Consider the following 23899-nt stretch of genomic DNA (forward strand, 5'->3'; position numbering starts at 1 on the left):
GTGAGTGAGATTAGGGTTCCCCATATATTAACTAAAAATCAAATAAATCTCCTGATAGATAGCGCTCACCTGTATCAGGGGCAATGACCACAACAACTTCATCAGGCTGTTTTTGTTTAGCGACTTCAATCGCGGCATAACATGTAGCACCGGCAGATGGGCCAACTAAAATACCCTCTTCTCTTGCTAAACGACGGGCTACTTTATAAGCTTGATCATCGTTTATTCGAATGATTTCATCGCAAACATCGAGGTTTAATGTATCTGGGATAAATCCAGGGCTTGTTCCGACAAGCTTGTGTTTACCTGGTTGACCGCCCGAAAGAACAGGAGAGCCATCAGGTTCAACCACATGCACGGTTAAATCGTTATAAACTTTCTTTAACTCCTCACCTGTACCCGTAACAGTACCTCCAGTTCCAGAGCTTGCGACAAACGCCGATAGCGGTTTACCAAGGTAATCCATCGCTTCTTTAATTTCCTTTGCAGTCGTATGACGATGGGCATCTGGATTAGCCTGGTTTTCAAATTGCATTGGCATAAAACTATTTGGAATTTCATCTAGTAATTCCCTTGCCTTTTCGATGGCTCCTGGCATTTTCTGATCACCAGGTGTTAAAAAGACCTCAGCACCGTAAGCTTTGAGTAAATTTATCCGCTCTTTTGACATGGTATCAGGCATGGTGAGAATGGCTCGATAACCACGGGCAGCTGCGTTCATGGCAAGGCCAATTCCTGTGTTACCACTTGTTGGTTCAATAATGGTGGATCCTTCTTTCAATAAGCCTTGTTTTTCAGCTTCAACAATCATATTAAAAGCAGCCCGGTCTTTGACGCTACCACTTGGATTAAACAGTTCTAATTTAACATAAATATCAGCACCGCCTGCTGGATTTAAGCGATTTAGTTTAACTAATGGTGTATCACCGATTAATTCAGCAATATTATTGACAACACGCATCTTTCCACATCCTTTAGTTCTTTTTCTATTCATAGTTTACCAATAGGAAAAAGTCGAATTCAACATTCGTGATTTATTATAGTTTATCATAGCTGCAGATATTTTAACCTTAATTGTGTGTTAAGATAAAAGAAAAAAGGTGAGTGACAGTGCATGTCTTTTAAAGATGAAAAGGGAATTCATACGGATTTTAAAGAACGGATGACCTACGGGGATTATTTAGATTTAGAATCAATTTTAAATTCGCAACACCGGCTGTCGAATCACCATGATGAAATGCTCTTTATTATCATTCATCAGGTTAGTGAATTGTGGCTCAAACTAACGATACACGAGATTAAGGCGGCATCCGATGCGATACGGAAAGAAAAATTTGATAGCGCTTTTAAAAAGCTAGCGCGCGTATCAAAAATTCAAAACCAAATCATTCAAGCGTGGGATGTATTAGCAACGATGACACCGGCTGAGTATTTGGAGTTTCGAGATTATTTGGGGCAAGCTTCAGGTTTTCAATCTTATCAATATCGTATGGTTGAGTTTGCACTCGGGTATAAGACAGAACACGTTTTAAAAATTTATGAAAAGGATCCTGAGTTACTTCAGGAGCTTCAAGAAGCTTATGAAGCGCCAGGATTATACGATTTTGCGATAGAAGCACTTGCGAAGGCAGGCTTTGACATTGATTCTGAGGTACTAGAGCGTGATTTGACGAAAACTTATGAAGCTAATGAAAGTGTAGAACAGGCTTGGATTGAGGTTTATCAGAACGTTGATCAATATTGGGATTTATATGAGCTTGCTGAAAAACTCGTTGATATTGAAGATTGGATGCAGCAGTGGCGCTTCCGTCATATGAAGACAGTTGAACGGATTATTGGCCATAAACAAGGAACAGGCGGCTCATCAGGCGTCGGCTATTTAAAAAAGGTGCTTGATCACTACTTTTTCCCAGAGTTGTGGAATATACGTACGAAGTTATAAGAGGAAAGGCCTCGCTGTTGCGAGTCCTTTTAATTAAATTCTCATAAATTGTAATTGTCCAAGTTTGTTAAGTTTTTGTCCAAGTTTACCGGCGAATTATCCAAGTTATTAATCTTTTTGTCCAAGTTCCATACAAAATTGTTCAAGTTAGGCCATTGATTGTTCAAGTTTATCTTGGGTTACATTTTTTAGCAAACCTAGTCCAAAGTCTCTAAAATAGCACGAACAGGACTGCCATCCGCACCTTCAATATTAAGCGGGAGCGCGGTTAATCGGTAAATGCCTGGGTCGACATCTGATAGTCGTAAGCCTTCTAATATGTGAACGCCATTTTTCAATAACGCGTGGTGGGTGTCTAAGGTTTTACTATCTAATGGATCGACGGATGGTAAATCAACGCCGAGTAACTCAATCCCGTTTTTTAAGAAAAATGATCCGAGCTCAGGGTCGATCACAGGGATTTGCGTTGGGAACTCATTGCCCGTCCATGTTTCCGTTTTGAGTAAAACGCGTCTGATATTAGATAAATTAAGTCCTTTGAAATCATCTGTTGTGATTTGTCCTTTTGTCGAGACATCAATGACTAAGGCATTACCTACGAAAACCTCGAGTGGCAGTTTTTCAATCGTCATACCATCCGATTTAAAGTGAAACGGTGCATCGACATGTGTTGCCGTGTGACAGCTCGTTGTAAACTGTCCAACGTTAACGGATCCTGTTTCCTCTTGTGACCAGGTTAATTCATAGGAAAAAGGCGTGTCCCCTGGCCAGGTAGGCGTATGGCTATTTAACAAACGAGAAATATCGATAATCATGCAATCCCCCCTTAAGCGATAATGTCGCGCTCATTTTTGTATTGCTTATACGTTTGATTTTCCATAATATCTTTAATCGTCATCACCGTTTGATAAACATCGTGATAGGAGACGTAAAAAGCGACAGGTGCCAATCGAATCACATTTGGGGCACGGAAATCCGGGATAATATGATGATCTTTTAGAGCCTTACAAATACTGGCGGCCTCTTTATGTTCAAGGCAAACATGCCCTCCACGATGCTCATCATCACGCGGATTCCCTATTGTAAAACCATATTCTGATAAAAGTTCATCGACTAAATACATAAGATAAGATGTTGCATTTAATGACTTTTGCCGAATAGCCTCTATGCCGACTTCATTAAACAATTCCAACGAACCAATAAGCGGTGCCACACTTAAAACATGAGGGGTTCCGATTTGGAAGGCGCCAGCGCTTTCAGCTGGGGTAAAATCATGCTCCATATCAAATTGTTTTTGCTTATCCGATCCGAACCAACCAGCCAGTTTCGGCTCAGTATCAAAATGCCTCTCATGGACGAAGAGTCCTGCCACACCACCAGGGCCGTTGTTCACGTATTTGTAATGACACCAAAACGCAAAATCGGCACCGACTTCATGAAATTGATGAGGAATCGCACCGACTGAATGGCAGCCGTCCCAACCGATTAAAATATCGCGTTCGTGGGCAGCCTTTGTTAAGCGTTCAATGTCTAACAGCTGACCACTTCGATATAAAACGGTAGGCAGCACCACTAATGCGATATCATCACCCATCGCGGCGATAATATCTTCTTCATCTAAACTTCTACCATCACGACTTTTAACCCGAATGAGGTGTTCATCAGGGTCTAATCCGTGTAGTTTTATTTGACTTTTTAACGCATAAATATCAGATGGGAAATTCAATTCATCCGCGAGAATTTTAGTACGCTTACCTTTTGGTTGATAAAAGGTGGCGACAAGCTGATGTAAATTGGTTGTCGTCGATCCTGTCACGACAACTTCCTCAGGCTTTGCACCGACTAAAGGGGCGGCTTTTTCACCAAGGTTTTCGGATAAATAAAACCATGGGTAGTCACCTTGAGTCCAACCGTCAATTCCATATTTCTTCCAAGCATTCATAACGTTAAGGACGGATTGTTCGGCCCGCTTGGACATAAGGCCCAGCGAATTACCGTCCATATAAATTTGATTGGCTTTTATGTAAAATTCGTCTTTATAACCCTTTAGTGGGTCTTGTGCGTCTAATTGTTTAGCAAACTCTTCTGTGATATCAAACATCGTAAATCCCTCCTTCATTCAATATATCATAGATTTCTTTAAAAAACTTGGTCAACATAGGTTTGCGTTAAAGTACTCGAATAGTTTTTTGAGTATTCGAAGCTTATGTTGGGGATTCAGCGTAGGTATTGGGGAATCGGAACAGGTAATTGGGCATTCAGAGTTCCTCATTGGGCAAAAAATCAGTTTTATTGGGGAATTATCGTTGATCATAGGGGAATCATCGGTTGTTATGGGGCACTCACAGTGGTTCTTTGGGGAATTAGGATAGAGCATTGGGGTTTTAATCGTGCCCACTGGGGTTTCAGAGTACTCACTCAATCACACCATAAAAAAGGTGAGAGGAAACACCCACTCACCTTAGACCGTAAACGTTTGCTTTAATAATTTTTGGAAAATCGTTAAGTTGCTTGGTTTTGCAAAATAATAGCCTTGGAAATAGTGACAGTTTAATTGCTTTAAGTACTCAAGTTCATGTTTCGTTTCGATCCCCTCAGCAATGATTGGGATTTCAAGTTCATTTGTAAAGTTGATAATCCCTTTAAGAATTGCTTGATTACGTTGGTTCTCATGAATGTTTTGAATAAACTGGCGGTCAATTTTAAGAAAATCAATATTGAATAAACTTAAGTGAGCAATCGACGAATAGCCTGTCCCAAAATCATCAAGGGCGAAACGGATGCCTATTTTTCTAAATTCTTCAATCGTTTTAGTGACGATATCTGGGTCGTGAATTAATGTGGTCTCCGTTATCTCAAATATAATATGATTCGCATTGATTTGAAAGTGCTTAAGCGTTTCAACTACATTACTTTTAAACGATTGTCTTAAAAAGCGTTTAGGCGATACATTGTTTGTGACACTTAGTTTAATATTGTATTTTTCCCGCCATTGTTGGATCGTTTCACATGTTTTCTGTAAAACAAAATGATCGATTTGATGGATGAAACCAGACCGTTCAGCTATCGGAATAAACACGTTTGGTGGAATATAACCATGAACCGGATGTTTCCAGCGTACTAGTGCTTCAGCCAGTCTAATATTTGAATGGGAGCCTTCAATAATTGGCTGAAGGTATAGCTCCAACTGATCATTTTCAATCGTAAAGTTTAATTCTTGTTCGAGCTGAAAATCATTATAAACCTCTTGATCGACGCTATATTCGTATATTTGCCACGCGTTTTTACCAGTGTCTTTAACGAAATAGACCGCACGATCGGCATTATTTAATAGTTCGTTTAAAGATGACCCATGATCTGGATAGCGACTGATCCCGATACTTGACGTTACCTGAAGCTGGTATTCATCAATCATCATTTTACGTTGTAAAGATTCTTTGAGTCTTGATGCGATATCATCGATGGTTTCACCTTGATGGAGTTTATTAATGGCAATTATAAATTCATCGCCGTTTAAACGAGCGGATATCCCGCGGTCTTCAACAATATTTTCTATCTTAGTCGAACTCATGACTAAGACTTTATCGCCGATATCATGCCCAAGTGAGTCGTTAATCGATTTAAAATTATCTAGGTCTAAATAAATGATCCAAAACGGTTGTCGTTTATGATTTAAAATGAGCTTTTGGATAAATTGTTCGAAGTTGCGGCGGTTTTTTAGACCGGTTAAATGGTCGTGGTTAGCGATGAACTCCATCTGTTGTTCGTAAAGCTTGCGGTCAGTAAAATCGACTAAAATGCCGTCGACCTGTGTAACTTTACCGTTTTCATCAAAAATCGGAATCGCTTGTTCTTCCACCCATTTAATTTGAGAGTTACGCGAAATAATGCGGTAATCATGCTTTACTTTGTCCCCGCGCAATACCCGTCTTCGATTTAGTGAAAACTTCTTCAAATCAGCTGGGTGAATAAATGACGCCCAATTAAAATCATCACGGTAGACATGTTCACGTTTGACATTAATCATGCGTTCAATACCTTTAGACACATAGTCGAGACGCTTGTTATCAAGGTTAAAGGAACAGACGATCATGTCTAATGAATCATATATTTTTTGTAAACGGTCTTGATTAGCCTCGAGGCTTACTTCCATATCACGCAGCTTTGTAACGTCTTGGACAATGCCGACTAAGCGCGTTAACTTGTTGTTATCGTCGAAAATGCCATCAGCACGTGCATGAAGAATGCGTACGTCGTTTTGCTTCGTCACAATTTTATAATCCATTTGAAAGCTTGTCCCATGGATTAAAGCTGAGTCAAAGGCATTCTTTAGCTGATCGTGATCATCAGGGTGTGTCATGTTATAGATTTTCCCAAGGTCTAAGGGTTCTTCTTTCCACTCTTCACGATCATAAATCTTATAAATTTGATCAGACCAGTAAACACCGTATGTATCAACATTAATCTCCCAGCTACCAATATCCGCAACTGTTTGAGTGGAAATTAATTTCTCTTTAATATCTGAAATCTCTTGTAAATGACGTTCTGTCTCTATGAGGTCATGGACAATCGTATAAAAACCAATCACATGTTGATTTTGTATAACTGGTGTACTGGTCACTTTTACCGGTAGCTCGAAGCCAGTTTGGTGTAAAAATTTTGTGTAATGGTTGATAGTATGTCCAGTTAGAACATTGTCAAAGTAGTCTTTTATTTCTTGACGATAATCTTGTGCCACAAACTGATCTATTTGTCTTCGATATAAATCGGATTCATCGTAATTGAGCATATGTAAAAATTGATGATTATAATCTATGATATGACCATGCCGGTCTATCGTCACAATTCCATCGGGAAAGTTTGCAAAAATATCTTGATAAATCTGTAGGTGTGAATAGTCGTGGTGGGTTAAGCTTAGCGCTGATTGAACCGTTAAATCCATTCCGGTCATATACATACCCCACATCTTTTTTTAGTCTATTTATCCTAGTCAAATATACTTATTTTAGTATAACATATTCATGATTTTATGCCTATATTTGTCGAATGGTTTGTAAAGGTAATTTAATACTAGAATAGAGTAGAAAGCGTTATAATAGTATAGAAAGGATCAATAGAAAAGGAGTAGAGTGATGCGAATAGTTTCTATAGTATTAAGTGTCTTATTGTTATCAGGTTGTGGGTTAATAGAAGAGGTTAATCAAACAGTGGATTATGGCAAAAAAACAACACAATATATTGAAACGATGATCGGGTTTCAAAATGATGTCTCAGGTTATTTAAACCAGGATCAATTAACGACTGAAGACTTAGAACAGTTAAAAGGGATTATGGATGATATTGAAGCTGAAGCGGAATCATTTAATGAGATAGAGCCACCAAGTATTGCTGAAGGTGTGCACGGTCAGATAGAAAATCAGAACGATCAAATTTTACAAGCGATCGATGAGGCGAATAGTCAAATAGATCAAGGTGAGTTTGATCCAAATGCATTTCAAGATTTAGAGATTGTTCAATCATTGCAAAAGTTAAATGAATACAAAGATCAAGTTGATCAATTCATGAATTAGGATAAAAGGGGCTGAGATAAAACTTTATTAAAAACATAAAATCCGAACTAGATTCAATTATTCATGAATGAGTTCAGATGTTATTCACTACGTCAAAATGCTTCGCTTGCCGCGGGCACGGCTCGAGCCTCCTCGGCAGAAAAGCGCTGCCTGCGGGGTCTCGAGACTCGTGCTGTTCCCGCAGGCGTCTACGCATTTTGACTCCGTTCATTTTTAATTATATTAGATGATATTGTTCGCCTTTCATCACCCTCTAGATATTTTTGCCCCAACCACATTAATCTTGAGTCATAGTCGTTTCTGCAACGTTGATATGGTTTAAGCTTTGTTCTAAATCACTCCAAATATCCTCCCAGGCTTCTAAGCCACAGGACATTCGGATTAATGTGTTGGAAATACCCATTTTTTCACGACGATCTTCTGGAACCACTGCGTGTGTCATCGTCGCTGGGTGTTGAATGATGGTTTCAGCATCACCAAGGCTTACTGCAATCTTTAAGAATGATAGTCGATTTAAGAATTCCTGTGCCTCTTTTTTACCACCACGAATTTCAAATGAAATCACACCTGCGCCAAGACGCATTTGTTTTTTCGCAATATGGTAGTCAGGATTGTCAGGGTCAAATGGGTAATAAACTTGAGTAACTTTAGGATGTGCCTTAAGCTGTTCTACGACTTTTTCTGCGGTTTCGGAGTGACGTTCCATGCGAATGGGTAATGTTTTTAACCCTCTTAAAAGTAACCAAGCATCAAAAGGCGACATGACGCCACCGACGTCTTTTTGAGTAGTCATGGCCACTTCAGAGATAAATTCTTCTTTTCCAATTAATAGACCCGCAACGACATCACCGTGTCCACCGATGTATTTAGTAGCACTGTGAATTACGATGTCACAGCCTAGATCGAGTGGTCGTTGTAAGTATGGGCTCGAAAAAGTATTATCGACAACAACTGGTATTTCGTATTCTTTGGCAACACGCGCAACCATTTCAAGGTCTATAACTTTCATCGTTGGATTGATCGGTGTTTCGACATAAATACAGCTTGTTTCAGGTCGAATGGTTTCACGAATTTGTTCTTCACTTTCCATTGAGATATAGTCTGATTGAATATCATACTTATCTTCCATCATCGATAATAAACCAAATGTGCACCCGTAAAGTCCTTGGGAGCATAAAATATGATCATGAGCTTTTGTTAACGCAATGAGTGTCGCAGAAACAGCAGCCATTCCTGATGAAAAGCCAAGCGCTGCTTCTCCATTTTCCAGGGCCGCGATTCTGTCCTGCAGTGTACTGACTGTCGGGTTGCCTAAACGGCTGTAAACGAAGCCTGCTTCTTCACCAGCGAATCGTTTTTCCCCTTGTTCAGCTGATTCAAACGTGAACGTTGAAGTTTGAAAGATTGGTGATGATAGACTTCCTAAGTGTTCTTTTGAGTCGTAGCCAACGTGTACAACTTCGGTTTCAAAGCGTCTTTCCTTCATCGATAATGCCCTCCCTTTTGTAATTAACAAGCAAAATTTATCTGATTACCAATATTGTAACATAAAAGTTGAAAGCGCTTTCTTTTTGAGGGAGAAAAAAGTGGAATAATGATTATCCCACTTTTCGATGTGACCGTATTCGTTCATACGAATATAAAATTAAGCCAATCCATATTAAGATAAACGTGATGGCGTGGACCGATGTAAAGGCTTCGTTAAATAGGAAGACACCTAGTAATAGCATAATCGTTGGGGCAAAATATTGTAAAAACCCGACAAGGGATAATGGAATGCGTTTGGCACCCTGACCGAATAATAGGAGTGGAACAGCGGTTGCTACGCCTGTACCGATTAGAATGAGTCCATCAAGTGAAAAGCTTAATGAGCCAACATCAATCACATCAAGGTACACAATATAAACTAATGCAATCGGTATCACGATTAAGGTTTCGATTGCTAATCCGAAAATGGCATTAAGATCGACAACTTTTTTAATTAATCCATAAATCGCAAAGGAGATCGCCAAACCTAAAGCCGCCCAAGGAACGGATCCAAAATTCCAGGTCATATAAAACACACCCGCGAAAGCGAACGCAATCGCAATCCATTGTAACTTTGAAAAACGTTCTTTTAAAAAGATAAAACCAAAAAAGATACTAATAAGTGGGTTTATGTAATAGCCTAAGCTAGCGTCTAAGACATGATCATTATTGACAGCCCATATAAAAAGTACCCAATTTAAACTTATAATAATACCAGCAGCGGCGATACCAAAGAATTTTTTCTTATCAGAGATAATCTTGCGCCACTCGTTAATAAATAGTCTCCAGCGCCGAATGACGATAATGAGTACAATCATAAAAACAAAAGACCATATGACACGATGAGCTAAAATTTCCCAAGATGAAATATGCTCAGCTAGCTTCCAATAAAGCGGCAGAAATCCCCAAAGAATATAAGCACCCATAGCATAGAGGGTTCCGATTCGTTCTTCTGTCATGTTTATCTCTTCTTTCTGTATATGATTTCTGAATTTTATTATAGCTTATAAGATTTTGCAATTAATAGGCTTATCGTTGTCGTTTAAATAAAAATTTCGATAAGATGAAAATAGACAGGAGGGCTTTTAATTTGAATATTCATATTGAAGATCAAGCAATTGAATGGTTCATGGATGAAATGGATTTAGACGAGGGAGATGTCGTCCGGTTTTATCCTAAGTATGGTGGAACAAGTGTGTTTCAGGATGGTTTTTCCGTTGCGATGGACTTAAGCCGCGCCAATAAACCGACAGTTGAGACGGAGAAGCAGAATATTTCATTTCAAATTGATGAGAAGGATGTCTGGTTTTTCAAGGACCAAGACCTATATATCGGCTTAAAAGGTGGCGAGGTTGCTTATTCAAATGAGCCAATAAATGAGTAGGGGGATATCGATGGCTTGGACAAGGGAGGAAGCCTTTGATTTTTTAAAAACGGTATATACGGATGACGTGATGCAGGATGAAAAACGACGTGTGTTCAAAATGTTAAATCGTCAATTATATGAACGTTTGGATGATTTGGCGATTAACCAGGCCTTATCAGAACGATCAGAAAAGCAGTTACGATTGTTTAAAGAGTTTACGTTTATGCCAGGCGATAATATTTTTCAGTCGATGCGCTATTTGTTTTTAATGGCGCGGGGTGAAAAAGAACGTGATCGACGTACAACGGAAGAACACTTAAATCGAATTTATCAATCGCTTTTTCAAGCTGCGGCAATGAAAAATCCTGTGATCCCAGACTCATTTTGGGAGACACCATTGGGAATAGCCTGTACCATCGCAGAAAAAGGTGTCGAAGCGGTGTATCCAATTCTAGATGAGATGACCTAAATCATGAATCCTACATTTATCATCATGTGGTGATTGTGGAGTAAAGCAATCGAACTGTTCCCTTGCCCGGTTTTCATAGACATTTTTGTTAACGACTATACCAATTTTAGACTAGCTAGGTAAATAGTCAAAAACCCCAATAGAATTCTGAAATACACCGATAGAAATTCAAAAAACACCGGTAGAATTCCGAAATACACCGATAGAAATTCAAAAAACACCGATAGTGCCTATATATACACCGATAGAAAAAACAATTCCCTTCCCATTTTCCGTTATGGGGAGGGATTTTTCAGTATAGGATGACTAAAAGTATTTTGAAAGCCAATTTTTTCACAATGGATGTAGGTATATCGATATGTTTTTGTTATAATATAAAGGTTGAGTTAGTATTCGGTTACATCAACGAATCCTTAAAGGAAAAATACTCGTATATTTTTCTTTGCATACAGAATAGGAGAGTTTTTATGCAAGAGAATAAAGACATTCGCAACATCGCGATTATCGCCCATGTTGACCACGGAAAAACAACGTTAGTCGATCAGTTGTTACATTATTCAGGAACGTTTCGCGAAAATGAAAACGTCGATGAACGTGCCATGGATTCAAATGATATAGAAAAAGAGCGCGGGATTACGATTTTAGCGAAAAATACAGCCATCAATTATCATGATACGCGGATCAATATTTTAGATACACCAGGACACGCCGATTTTGGTGGTGAAGTGGAACGTATTATGAAAATGGTAGATGGTGTTCTACTTGTCGTCGATGCTTATGAAGGTGTCATGCCGCAAACACGTTTTGTGTTGAAAAAAGCATTGGAAGATAAGCTAAAACCAGTTGTTGTGTTAAATAAAGTTGACCGCCCGAACGCAAGACCGGAAGAGGTAGTTGATGAGGTGCTGGATTTATTCATCGAGCTAGGTGCTGATGATGATCAGCTTGAATTCCCAGTTGTTTATGCCTCAGCGATAAACGGAACTTCTGGTGAAGAGCCTGAAAAACAAAATGAAACGATGGAGCCAGTTTTCAACATCATCTTAGATCACGTACCAAAACCAGAACGTGATGTCGATGCACCACTTCAATTCCAAATTACGATGCTTGATTATAATGATTATGTCGGTCGTATTGGTGTCGGTCGTGTTTATCGGGGAAGGATAAAAGTGGGTGAGCATGTCGCCTTGATGAAAAAAGACGGTAGTATGAAGAAATATCGTGTGACAAAGTTGTTTGGTTTTATCGGTTTAAAACGAACTGAAATACAAGAAGCGGAAGCAGGCGATATTGTTGCCGTTGCCGGGATGGAAGATATTAACGTTGGTGAAACGGTTTGTGACTTAGAGAATCCGGATGCGCTACCAATTCCGCGTATTGATGAACCAACGCTACAAATGAAGTTTGTCGTCAATAACAGTCCATTTGCTGGTCGTGAAGGTAAATATATGACAGCTCGCCAAATTGAAGAACGCTTGATGACGCAACTTGAAACGGACGTTAGTCTTCGCGTAGAAGAGACAGAATCCCCTGATGAGTGGATTGTTTCCGGTCGTGGAGAATTGCATTTATCTATTTTAATTGAAAACATGCGCCGTGAAGGCTTTGAACTACAAATTTCTAAGCCACAGGTTATTATTAAAGAAGTCGACGGTGTTAAGTGTGAACCAATGGAGCGTGTTCAAGTTGATGTTCCAGAAGAGTACCAGGGTGCTGTTATGGAATCGCTTGGTGAGCGTAAGGGAGAAATGCTTGATATGGTTAATTCGGGAAATGGTCAAGTTCGTCTTGAATTTAAGGTGCCATCTCGTGGCTTAATTGGTTATGCGACAGAGTTTATGACCCAAACACACGGTTTTGGTATTATTAATCATACGTTTGACTCCTATGAACCAACTGTAGGTGGCCGAGTTGGTGGTCGCCGCCAAGGTGTTTTAGTATCACAAGAAAAAGGTAAAGCGACTAACTACAGTATTTTGGCACTTGAAGACCGCGGTTTGATTTTTGTACAGCCTGGAACAGAAGTGTACGAAGGTATGATTGTCGGTGAGCATAATCGAGAGAACGATTTAACGGTTAACATTACGAAAGAAAAAGCATTAACCAATGTTCGCTCAGCACATAAAGACAATACACAAACCATTAAGTCGACACGTCAATTAACTTTAGAAGAAGCAATTGAGTATTTAGATGATGATGAATATTGTGAGGTAACCCCTGAGTCGATTCGTTTACGTAAGAAGATTTTAAATAAAGGTGAACGTGAACGTGCCGAGAAGAGAAAACAGAAAGCATAATGAGAAAAATCCGTTGCTGAGTCAACGGATTTTTTCATGAAAAACTTATTGAAAATGTGGATCCATTAAAAGGCGGTCGAGTTCTTCCATATGTTCGGTTTCATCTGCGATCATATCATCCATCCTATTAGCCAATTCAGTGAGCTGTAGTTCTTCAGCTAATTGTTTACGCTCTTCATAACGTTCGATCGTTGCTTTTTCAGAATCCCTGGCAGCTTCTAGCATTTTTTTAACTTCTGTTTCTTGTGGGACAGGCGCAACATCCGTTGAGGGTGTTCCTCCTAATGATTTAATTTTTTCCGCTAAGTAGAGTGCGTGTCCTTGCTCGTCTGAAATCTCACCTTCGAAAAAAGGCTTTAACGTTGAACGATACAAGCCCGAAACGACAGCCGCATTGTTCGTATACATGATTGCAGCTGCGTATTCATTCCTTAAATCCTCATTGAGTCCGTCAATAAGTGTTTGCATTTTTTCATCCATTATCATTATCACCCTTTTCATAAGATGCTTCTAATAATGGTATTCCCCAAGTTGTATAAGTTAAACATAGAAAAGAACCCGCCGTTAATGGCGAGTTCTTTCCATTTAAGAAACTTGGCGCTTAAATAATTTGTTGATTTCGTGATCTATTTTCTTTAAGAAAACATCTTTACCGCTGTTTTGGTATTTAACTAACGCTTTGTTAATATGATGGATAGCTGAACGGATATGCTGCTCAGTATTTCCATTTGTCTGAATGACTTCAGTTAATTCTTGTTCGAGAATGTTTAAGGCTTCTTCGTTACCAAGTTCGTCAGCCAGGTCAACGATATAATCTGATGAAAATTCAAATTCGGTTTGTTCGACAATGTCGTCAGCATCTCTAGGCATGATTTTATATTCATCAAAGTTGTAGGTTAAAACACCCGTGATGGCATCATAGGCTTGACCTGTATCAACTAAATCTGTGTCAGAGTCGATCACAAATGAACCTTCGCTATCATGTGCCTGATAGTTGTGATTTCCATCAACATCTTCTACGGTAACGTTTTTAATCGTAACGAGTTGCCCTTCTAATGATTCACCTATATCATCGGATGTAATAAGCTGAGCTTCAGGGACACCCACATTTTCCTCAACTAGCTCTACGTTTTGATCACTTGGTTGTAGCTGAAGTAAACCGAAGTAGTCTTCGATCCGCGCCATAGTGCTTACTTTGTCTCCGACTTCTGTACCGAAATCATTAGCACGAACGACTATTCCAGCCGTATCATCTTGAATATAGTAATTATATTTTCCGCCGGCATAAAAGGCAGCGGTAATAATACCTTCAATGTGTACGCGTGTATCCAAGCTAGCTTCACGTGCCGATTGAATCGATTGAATGGGAAGATCATCAATGACATCGTCTTCGCTACGAGGCATGACTTTAAACTCGTCAAAGTTGTAATCGACAATACCAATCAATTCATCATAGGTTTCACCGACCTCTAAAAATCCTGCATCATTGTCGATGACAAACTCACCATCAGCATCGCGGGCTTGATAATCGTCATGCTGATTGACGGATAAAATTTCAACGTCTTCTAGTTTAACAAGTTGAGCTTCAAGGTCTTCACCAATTTCATTAGAACTAATAAACGTTGGTTCAATTGGCGTGCTATCCTCTGCTAGTACTTCAGCACTACTTGCGATAATTTGCAGCATGCCGTAGTATTCCTCGGTAACACCCGCAGCTTGGATTTCATCCCCAACACTAGCGTCAAGGTCACCTGTACGAACGACTATTCCAGCTGTATGGTCTTGAACATAATAGTTCGTTAATCCGCCACTTTCAACGATATGGGTGACCGTACCTTCTATGAGAACGTTGGAACCAAGCTCTGCTGTTCGAACCTCTGCAATAACTGGTTCATCCCGTTCAAAGGCTGGCTCATACCCTTCGTTTAAGGCTGTTAATTCGTCCTCAAAGAAAATCCGTACCTCGACGGGAACTTCAGCCCAATCGTCTGGTTGATAATAATAGCCTGTTTCAGAGTTAGCGACAAAACGATGAAATTCATCGTCATCATATCTGTTACGGAACACAAATGGTAATTCCATAAGTGGTGTATCCTCTGACCAAATGCCTTTTTGGTTATCCTTAGCTTCACTAACGGCATCTTGATATGTTTGATACGTCTCATCTGGTCCAATTGGCCAAATAAAGTAAGTTGATGCATAGCCTTCTCTCACTAATTCTAAGTTGGTATTCAGTCCATCTTCTTCTCTAATGACTTCAGCGAGTACACGCCCGTAGTCATCTAATGGCTCTTCACCAACTTTAATAATGACTTCATCACCTGGTTGGATTAAAGATGCCAAATATGATGAAGCTTGTTCACCGTGGTATTTTTGCGAATGATTAGCATCCTCTGTAATTAAGTCTTCATCATAATCATCTCGGTGGTAGGTTTCTGGGGTGTCCATATTTAGAAAACGGATGGTTGTTTCTCCTAGAATCGGTTCATTTACATGAATCGTATCGCCATCAACGATGCGGTCAACGGTTCGATAGTATTCTTCTTCCACATCATCTGATGGAGGCTCAACTTCGTCATGAGAGCCTATATAGTCAAAAGTATCTTTATAGAAAGCAATCCACTCTAGAGAAGGGTCATAATCGTCATTTACATCACGATCACCTGTTGTTACGGAAAAATCACGAACTAACGTCATATCCTGAGTTTTGTTATCTTGATCGCCCCAATAGTTTCCTGGATCCTCACCAACTTTTCCAATCGAATCGATGACGTCTCCTTGGCGTGTATCAGGGTTATAGTGTTTAAACAGAACGATAGCGTCGTCGCCGTTAAAGTTGTAAACAAACGAATTACCGGATACATCGGCGTGGTCTAGAATGGCCTGATCAGCGTCGCTATGTGCCATCACAGATGTCTCACCGGGATCTAACTCGCCTTCTAAATCGAGTTCATTGGCATAACCATCACCAGGCTCTTGTGATGCCCCATTCGTAAAACTAACAATGGAATAATCAGCTAAATCAATCGTCTCACCTGTCCCATTATACAATTCAATTGCCTTATTATAGCTACTTCCTTCGATGTATTCTGAGATGATTAAGTCATCATGGGTGTCAGCGCTCAGATGAGTCATTCCTAATAGCATAAAAATGAGGGTTAATAATACGAAATAAAAACTCTTTTTCAACATGTCATCCTCCTTATATAAAATATGTACAAGTTCATTATATAAGAGATGAGCTGAGGTTTAAGTAAATTTTCAGTAAATTTTAAAAATAAGTCTTTAGTCATATAAACATCAAAAAACCGAGTGCCATCAAGCACTCGGTTTTTTGATGAATATATTATTATTCGATATATGCATCTTTGATTTGGTAGATACCTTGAGCATCAATACCAAAGTCTTGAACAGTTTCGTCTACACCTAGAAGATATTCTTGGTGGTGTATATAAATCATTGGTGCGATCTCAACTAACATTTCTTGAGCTTGTGAATATAGCTCTTTACGTGCTTCTGGATCAGTTTCACGACGAGCTTCATCTAAAATAGAGTCAATTTCATCGTTTGATAAGAATGAACGGTTACCTGGTGAACCGTGTTGTGACGAATGGAATAATGGATACATTCCATAGTCCGCATCAGATGTTACTGTAGACCAACCTAGGATGAACATGTCGTGTTCACCGTTAGCTGTACGCTCTAGGTAAGCACCCCATTCAAGCTCTTCGATTTCAACATCGATACCGATTTCTGATAATTGGTTTTGAATAGCAACAGCTGTATCAACACGCTGCTCGTTATCGTTCGTCCAAATGGTTGTAGAGAAACCATCTTCATAGCCTGCTTCAGCAAGCAGTTCTTTAGCACGTTCAGGATCGTATTCTAGTCCACTTACAGATTCGTCATAACCGAATACAGGTGGTGCTAAAGGTCCAATCGCTGGAATCCCCGCGCCATTGTAAATACCTTGAATGATTTCTTCTTTATTAACGGCCATTGAAATAGCTTGACGTACTTTAGGATCATCGAAAGGTTCTTTTTCTACGTTAAAGCTTACATAAGATAATGAAACACTTGGGCTTGAAAGTACGCTCATGCCTTCAGTGTTTTCAACACGTGACACGTTGTTTGGACCAATAGCATCAGCCACGTGAGAAGCATCTGTTTCTAATTCAGCGATACGTGTACTTTGCTCAGATACAACTTTGAACGTAACGGTATCTAATTTAGCTGGTTCACCCCAATAATTTTCATTACGGGATAATACAACTTGACCGCCTGGTTCCCAACTTTCATATACGAAAGGACCAGTTCCTACAGGGTTTTGGTTGATATAAGCATCAACGTCCCCACCCTCTTCCATTTGAGCATAGTCCTCTTCGATAATGTTCGGACTCATAATTGCTGTACCACTATGTGCAAGGTTAGCTAATAGTGGCGCATATGGATATTTCAAGTTAATACGTACCGTGTAGTCATCCACCACTTCTACGCTTTCTACAGCTTCAAATAAGAAAGCACGTGGAGAAGCAATTTCTTCATCGACTAAGCGATCAAAGTTCTGTTTAACGACTTCTGCAGTTAATTCCGCGCCATCGTGGAATTTAACACCTTCACGTAGGTGGAAATCCCAAGTTGTTTCGTCTACTTCTTCCCATTCTTCAGCAAGACCTGGAACAACTTCTTGGTTCTCATCTAGGTCAGTAAGCGTTTCGTAGATGTTCTCTTGAACGTTACTAGAAGGAACGTCGTTAGAACCATGAGTCGACATGGATACGACATCAGAAGGGATTGCAATAACTAAATCGCCACCGCTTGCCGATCCACTATCTCCTTCATTTTCTGATTCTTCTTCAGAACCTGTGTCTTCAGAACCAGTTTCTTCATTATTATCTGATTCTTCTTCTGGCTCACCGCTACCATCACCAGCACAAGCTGCTAGTACTAATGACAGCATCATTAATAGAGAAACGAGCCATAAAATCTTGTTAGACTTCATAAGTTGAATAGCCCCCTTAATTTTATGTTTTGATTACACATGTATTTTGTAATCACTTAATAATATATATGATAGTAGGATAAATATCAAGAAAATTTGAACGTTTATCTTAATGATTACTCATACTATTTAATCTGTAAGAATTACCAGACATATTTTCGACAACATTATTGTAAATTTGATAGATAAATTGTATGATAGATTGTAAGTGTTTCCTTGGATTGATGCCTTTTTGACAAGCAAAAATATTCTGATTTTTGTTAAAAAACTACAATATTATGTTAGACGGGGGAGGTAACAACATGAATGCTGAACAAGCGAACAACCAATCTACTGAACAGAAAAAGAAAAAAGTAGATAGTCCATTTAAAAGATCAGCAAAAGACTTTTATAAAAAATTGAAGAAAAATAAGTCTGCCTTAATTGGAGGCTATTTAATCATTGCATTAATCATCATTGCTATTGTTGGTCCATTCTTTACGGTATATGATCCAGTTCATGACACGGACTATATGGTTAAGTTGCAGGGGCCATCTGCTGAACATTGGTTTGGAACGGACCATCATGGTCGAGACGTATTTACAAGGGTCATTCACGGATTAGGTATCACGCTAGGCATTGGCTTTTTCGCCACTATATTAGGTGGAATAGTCGGGGTCTTAGTCGGTATTATCTCAGGATATTATGGAGGAAGAGTCGATTCGATTATTATGCGTTTAATGGATGTCCTATTGGCATTTCCGGGGATTTTATTAGCTTTAGCCTTAATTAGTATTCTGGGTGCGAGTCTACAAAACGTTGTCATTGCCGTTTCGATATTTGCAATTCCAACATTTGCTCGTATTGTAAGGGGCTCAACGCTTGCGACGAAAAACTTAGAATATATAGACGCGATGCGGGCTTTAGGTGCTTCAGATGCGCGGATTATTTTCAAACACATCTTTCCTAACATCTTATCACCAATTATTGTACAGGCAAGTTTATTTGTTGCGACAGCCATATTATCTGCAAGTGGTCTGTCCTTCCTTGGTTTAGGGGCACAGCCACCTTCTCCAGAGCTTGGGGCGATCCTAAGTAATGGACGCGACTTTATGTGGGATGCAGGACATATCGCCTTATTCCCAGGCCTAGGTATTATGATTATCTTGCTTGCATTCAACGTATTCGGTGATGGATTACGCGATGCTTTAGATCCAAAAATGAAAAAATAGGAAGTAGGTGCAACAATGTTTCAATTTATAGTTCGACGTTTATTACAGTTAATACCAGTATTACTTGGTGTAACGATTCTAGTGTTTTCATTAATGCACCTATCTCCGGGTAATCCCGCGCATATTATCGCCGGAGAGAGTGCACCAAAAGACACAGTTGAACAAATAGAAGAACGACTCGGGTTAAATGATCCGATTTTAGTGCAATATGGAAACTTTCTAAAAGATGTTGTCACATTAGACTTTGGTAACTCGTGGAGAACAAGCTTACCTGTAAGTGAAGAGCTATGGCCAAAGTTTTGGGTAACATTTGAGTTATCAGTTTATAGTACGATTTTCAGTATTTTCCTCGGCTTAATTGCTGGAATTATATCTGCTGTTAGACAGTATTCTGTGGCTGACGTATCCATTATGTTAGTCGCGTTATTCGGTCTATCGATGCCGAACTTCTGGTTAGGACTAATGTTAATGCAGTGGTTCTCTATTAATTTAGGTTGGCTACCAGCAACCGGATGGGGATCAGCCGAACAAATTGTCCTACCAGTTATTACACTTGGAACGATGGGTGCGGCCGTTATCGCTCGTATGACACGTTCCAGTATGTTAGATGTCGTTACACAGGATTATATTCGTACAGCTCGAGCTAAAGGTTTAAGTGAAAGGCTCGTTATTTATAAACACGCCTTAAAGAACGCTTTAATTCCAGTTGTAACGGTCGTAGGTTTACAGTTTGGTAGTTTACTAGCTGGTGCGGTTTTAACAGAATCTGTTTTCGCCATTAACGGTATGGGTAAATTAATCGTTGACCGTATTTTGGCAAGAGACTTCCCAACTGTTCAAGCAGCTGTATTAGTCATTGCTGTTATCTTCGTGCTTGTAAACTTATTAGTCGATATATCTTATAAATTCTTAAACAAACGTATTGATTTAGACTAGTCTTTCAATGAAAGAGGTGAATATGATGAGTGAAGAAATCATTCTTGATATAAAGGACTTAAGAACGTCTTTTTTCACAGAAGATGTAGAAGTTAAAGCCGTTGACGGGGTTTCTTTCAAACTACCAAAAGGTAAAACGATTGGTATAGTTGGAGAATCCGGTTCTGGTAAAAGTATTACGGCTCTATCCATTTTACGATTACTAGAACACCCAGGTAAGATTGTTGGCGGTGAAATTAACTTCAAAGATAAAGACTTAACAAAAGCAAGTGACCGTGAGATTCGTGACATTCGTGGTAATGAAATCTCAATGATTTTCCAGGAACCTATGACGTCACTTAACCCTGTTTATACGGTTGGTCAACAAATACGTGAAACATTAAAGGTTCACCAAGGTTTGGGTAAAGAACAGGGAACGAAAAAAGGTGTGGAATTACTAGAATTAGTCGGTATTCCATCACCGAAAAAGCGTATTACGCAATATCCACACGAATTATCTGGTGGTATGCGACAGCGTGTCATGATCGCAATGGCGCTTGCATGTAATCCAGAATTATTAATCGCAGATGAGCCAACAACGGCACTTGACGTTACGATTCAGGCTCAAATTTTAGAAATAATTAATGATTTACAGGATCGATTTGACATGTCGGTTATTATGATTACCCACGATATGGGTGTTGTAGCTGAGACATGTGATTATGTTGCTGTTATGTACGGTGGTAAAGTCGTTGAATACGCCGATGTTAAAACGATATTCAAAGAACCGAAACACCCATATACAGTTGGATTATTAAACTCTATTCCACGTCATGATGTTGACGTTGATGAATTAGAGCCAATTAGAGGAAATGTTCCAAGTCCCAACGATATGCCAAAAGGTTGCCGTTTCGCACCAAGGTGTCCATTCGCGACAGACTTGTGCTATGAAGAGCTACCATCATTAGATAAAGTTAGTGACGACAACCAAGTACGCTGCTGGATTTATTCAGAGCGTTGGGACGGCGATCCGGAGGTGAAAGTCAATGGCCCAGAAAGAACTTCTTAAAGTTAATCATCTAAAACAATACTTTCCAATTAAAGGTGGATTTTTTGGAAGAACCGTTAACCACGTAAAAGCCGTGGATGACGTTTCATTTGAAATATATGAAGGTGAAACGCTAAGTGTTGTTGGGGAGTCCGGTTGTGGTAAATCAACGACTGGACGTGCTATTCTTCGCTTAGATGACCCTACTGAGGGTACGATTGAATTTGATGGTGAAGATTTACTCTCACTTAGCAAAAGGGAAATGCGTAATCGTCGTAAAGATATTCAGGTTATTTTCCAGGACCCTTACGCATCACTTAACCCACGTCAAACAGTGGCCAAAATTTTAACTGAAGCAATGGAAATTCAAAATGTTGTTCCAAAAAATAAACGACGTGAGCGTGCCATTGAACTATTAGAAACGGTTGGTCTAAACGCCGAACAAATCGACCGTTATCCACACGAATTCTCTGGTGGGCAACGTCAACGTGTTGGTATTGCCCGCGCCTTGGCAGTAGAACCAAAGCTAATCGTTTGTGACGAAGCTGTTTCGGCACTAGACGTGTCCGTCCAGGCACAGGTTTTAAACTTATTGAAAAAGCTTCAACGTGAATTTAATTTAACGTTCTTATTTATTGCTCACGATTTAGGTGTTGTTCGTCATATTTCTGATCGTGTTGCGGTTATGTATTTAGGTAAAGTGGTAGAAATTGCTGATAAAAAATCATTATTCGAAAATCCGCAACACCCTTATACAAAAGCGTTACTTTCTGCAATTCCAACACCAGATCCAGAAAATAAGAAAGAACGAATCGTGCTAAAAGGTGATGTTCCTTCACCAATCGACCCACCGACGGGTTGTCGCTTCCATACAAGATGTCCATTTGCGACGGATCTTTGTAAACAGGATATTCCAGAATTACGCAATTTGGACCATATGGAAGAAGGACACCGTGCTGCCTGTCACCATATTGAAAAAATTGTTTCAGGTGATATGAAACCTAATTATTAATATTTAACCTAGCTCTTAAACGGGCTAGGTTTTTAAATTGGCTATTTTCTAAAGATTACTACTTTTTATAGATAAATTTGTAAGGAATTGCTCTTTTTAAGCAGTTGAAATACACGAAGACTCCTGCAGGAAAAGCAACAGCTGAGGACCCCACAGTAAGTGAATTGTGCTTACGAGGAGGCTGAAGCGTTGCCCGTGGAAAGCGAGGTGTATTTCAACTGCGAAGTTATAACAATATACTTTCGAAGACAATCTAATTTTTAATGGCTAAAGTTCTTTCTTTTCGTAAAAAATGTTATCATAGAATGGGTTTTGAATATTTAACGTATTTATAGGAGGTAATAACGTAATGCCAAGTGAAACGTTAAATCAATTTTTAGATGAAAATTTAAAAGAATTAAAAGAACAAGGGCTATACAACGAAATCAATGTTGTCGAAGGAGCAAATGGACCGAGGATTACAATTGACGGAAAAGAACTAATCAACTTATCCTCAAACAACTATTTAGGTCTTGCAACAGACGAACGTTTGAAAGAAGTCGCAAAGGATGCAGTTGATTCTCATGGCGTTGGGGCAGGTGCTGTCCGTACCATTAATGGAACGCTTGATGTTCACGTGAAATTAGAAGAAAAAATTTCTGAATTTAAAGGAACAGAAGCAGCGATTGCCTATCAATCTGGATTTAACTGTAATATGGCTGCCATTTCAGCTGTCATGGATAAAAATGATGCGATTTTATCAGATGAGCTAAACCATGCATCAATTATTGACGGCTGCCGTTTATCGAAGGCAAAAATTTTACGATATAATCACTCCGATATGGAAGATTTACATCAAAAGGCAAAAGAAGCAAAAGAATCAGGTCAATACAATAAAATTATGGTGATTACCGATGGTGTATTCTCCATGGATGGAGATATTGCTAAGCTACCAGAGATTGTTGAGATTGCTAAAGAGTTTGATCTCATTACGTATGTCGACGATGCGCACGGTTCTGGTGTATTAGGTAAAGGTGCCGGTACGGTTAAGCATTTTGGCTTACAAAATGACATCGACTTCCAGATGGGGACACTTTCTAAAGCGATTGGTGTCGTTGGTGGATATGTAGCAGGTAAGCAGAACCTAATCGATTGGTTAAAGGTTCGCTCTCGTCCGTTCCTATTCTCAACGTCATTATCACCCGCTGATGTGACAGCTTGTACACAAGCAATTGACCTTTTGATGGAATCGACTGAGCTTCACGACCGCATGTGGGAAAACGGTGATTACTTGAAAAAAGGCCTTAAAGAATTAGGTTTTGACATCGGTGATAGTGAAACACCTATTACGCCTTGTGTTATTGGTGAAGCTAAAGCGACACAAGAATTTAGCAAACGTTTGTATGAAGAAGGTGTTTATGCGAAAGCCATTGTTTTCCCTACAGTTCCTAAAGGATCCGGTCGAGTTCGTAATATGCCGACTGCAGCTCATACAAAAGACATGCTTGATGAAGCGTTAAGCATCTATGAAAAAGTCGGTAAAGAAATGGGACTGATATAA

General features: G+C 39.4%; 19 protein-coding genes. 10 read left to right on the forward strand and 9 right to left on the reverse strand.

The features are described 5' to 3' along the window. Positions 1-31: 31 nt before the first annotated feature. Positions 32-961, reverse strand: coding sequence for a cysteine synthase A (gene cysK, locus BLP77_RS01705; RefSeq protein WP_093855369.1), 930 nt, complete (start codon positions 959-961; stop codon positions 32-34). Between the two features lie 153 nt (positions 962-1114). Between cysK and kynA the strand changes: the two genes are divergently transcribed. Beyond that, positions 1115-1942, forward strand: coding sequence for a tryptophan 2,3-dioxygenase (gene kynA / locus BLP77_RS01710; RefSeq protein WP_093855370.1), 828 nt, complete (start codon positions 1115-1117; stop codon positions 1940-1942). Positions 1943-2139: 197 nt separating this feature from the next. Here the strand turns inward: kynA and kynB are convergent, their stop codons facing one another. From kynB to BLP77_RS01730, 3 genes are all read right to left on the reverse strand, one after another. Continuing rightward, positions 2140-2757 (reverse strand): arylformamidase, encoded by a 618-nt coding sequence (gene kynB / locus BLP77_RS01715; RefSeq protein WP_093855371.1) that lies wholly within the window; start codon positions 2755-2757, stop codon positions 2140-2142. 11 nt (positions 2758-2768) lie between these two features. Further along, positions 2769-4043 (reverse strand): kynureninase, encoded by a 1275-nt coding sequence (gene kynU / locus BLP77_RS01720; RefSeq protein WP_093855372.1) that lies wholly within the window; start codon positions 4041-4043, stop codon positions 2769-2771. Between the two features lie 360 nt (positions 4044-4403). Continuing rightward, positions 4404-6899, reverse strand: a complete 2496-nt coding sequence (locus BLP77_RS01730; RefSeq protein ID WP_176752926.1) for a sensor domain-containing protein — start codon at positions 6897-6899, stop codon at positions 4404-4406. A 175-nt stretch (positions 6900-7074) separates the two neighbouring features. On the opposite strand from BLP77_RS01730, the gene BLP77_RS01735 reads away from it, so the two are divergent. Continuing rightward, the gene (locus BLP77_RS01735) at positions 7075-7512 is read left to right on the forward strand and encodes a DUF6376 family protein (protein ID WP_093855375.1); all 438 of its coding nucleotides are present in this window, start codon (positions 7075-7077) and stop codon (positions 7510-7512) included. Positions 7513-7789: 277 nt separating this feature from the next. Here the strand turns inward: BLP77_RS01735 and megL are convergent, their stop codons facing one another. Both megL and rarD read right to left on the reverse strand, forming a co-directional pair. Beyond that, positions 7790-8998: a methionine gamma-lyase gene (megL, locus tag BLP77_RS01740; RefSeq protein WP_093855376.1), complete on the reverse strand. Its 1209-nt coding sequence runs from the start codon at positions 8996-8998 to the stop codon at positions 7790-7792. 112 nt (positions 8999-9110) lie between these two features. Beyond that, a complete protein-coding gene (rarD, locus tag BLP77_RS01745) occupies positions 9111-9998 on the reverse strand; it encodes an EamA family transporter RarD (protein ID WP_093855377.1) in 888 nt (295 codons plus the stop codon). A gap of 131 nt (positions 9999-10129) precedes the next feature. Between rarD and BLP77_RS01750 the strand changes: the two genes are divergently transcribed. From BLP77_RS01750 to typA, 3 genes are all read left to right on the forward strand, one after another. Next, positions 10130-10423, forward strand: a complete 294-nt coding sequence (locus BLP77_RS01750) for a HesB/YadR/YfhF family protein (protein WP_093855378.1) — start codon at positions 10130-10132, stop codon at positions 10421-10423. Between the two features lie 10 nt (positions 10424-10433). After that, complete coding sequence (locus BLP77_RS01755; protein ID WP_093855379.1) at positions 10434-10874, forward strand: hypothetical protein; 441 nt, start codon at positions 10434-10436, stop codon at positions 10872-10874. 467 nt (positions 10875-11341) lie between these two features. Further along, positions 11342-13171 carry a translational GTPase TypA gene (gene typA / locus BLP77_RS01760; protein ID WP_093855380.1) on the forward strand — a complete coding sequence of 610 codons (1830 nt, stop codon included), beginning with the start codon at positions 11342-11344 and terminating at the stop codon, positions 13169-13171. A gap of 45 nt (positions 13172-13216) precedes the next feature. Here typA and BLP77_RS01765 read toward each other — a convergent pair whose 3' ends face one another. From BLP77_RS01765 to BLP77_RS01775, 3 genes are all read right to left on the reverse strand, one after another. Then, a complete protein-coding gene (locus BLP77_RS01765; RefSeq protein WP_093855381.1) occupies positions 13217-13651 on the reverse strand; it encodes a ferritin-like domain-containing protein in 435 nt (144 codons plus the stop codon). 105 nt (positions 13652-13756) lie between these two features. Continuing rightward, a complete protein-coding gene (locus tag BLP77_RS01770) occupies positions 13757-16363 on the reverse strand; it encodes a thermonuclease family protein (RefSeq protein WP_093855382.1) in 2607 nt (868 codons plus the stop codon). A gap of 157 nt (positions 16364-16520) precedes the next feature. Next, complete coding sequence (locus tag BLP77_RS01775; RefSeq protein ID WP_093855383.1) at positions 16521-18173, reverse strand: glutathione ABC transporter substrate-binding protein; 1653 nt, start codon at positions 18171-18173, stop codon at positions 16521-16523. 302 nt (positions 18174-18475) lie between these two features. On the opposite strand from BLP77_RS01775, the gene BLP77_RS01780 reads away from it, so the two are divergent. From BLP77_RS01780 to BLP77_RS01800, 5 genes are all read left to right on the forward strand, one after another. Beyond that, positions 18476-19384, forward strand: a complete 909-nt coding sequence (locus BLP77_RS01780; protein WP_093855384.1) for an ABC transporter permease — start codon at positions 18476-18478, stop codon at positions 19382-19384. 15 nt (positions 19385-19399) lie between these two features. Continuing rightward, on the forward strand, positions 19400-20320 hold the full coding sequence (locus BLP77_RS01785; protein WP_093855385.1) for an ABC transporter permease: 921 nt from the start codon (positions 19400-19402) through the stop codon (positions 20318-20320). A 25-nt stretch (positions 20321-20345) separates the two neighbouring features. Continuing rightward, entirely contained in the window at positions 20346-21368 is a 1023-nt protein-coding gene (locus BLP77_RS01790; protein ID WP_093855386.1) for an ABC transporter ATP-binding protein, read from the forward strand. Further along, complete coding sequence (locus BLP77_RS01795) at positions 21346-22359, forward strand: ABC transporter ATP-binding protein (RefSeq protein WP_093855387.1); 1014 nt, start codon at positions 21346-21348, stop codon at positions 22357-22359. The genes BLP77_RS01790 and BLP77_RS01795 overlap by 23 nt, the downstream gene beginning before the upstream one ends. 349 nt (positions 22360-22708) lie before the next feature. Further along, entirely contained in the window at positions 22709-23899 is a 1191-nt protein-coding gene (locus tag BLP77_RS01800; RefSeq protein WP_093855388.1) for a glycine C-acetyltransferase, read from the forward strand.

Source organism: Tenuibacillus multivorans (assembly GCF_900103915.1).
Lineage (GTDB): Bacteria > Bacillota > Bacilli > Bacillales > Alkalibacillaceae > Tenuibacillus > Tenuibacillus multivorans.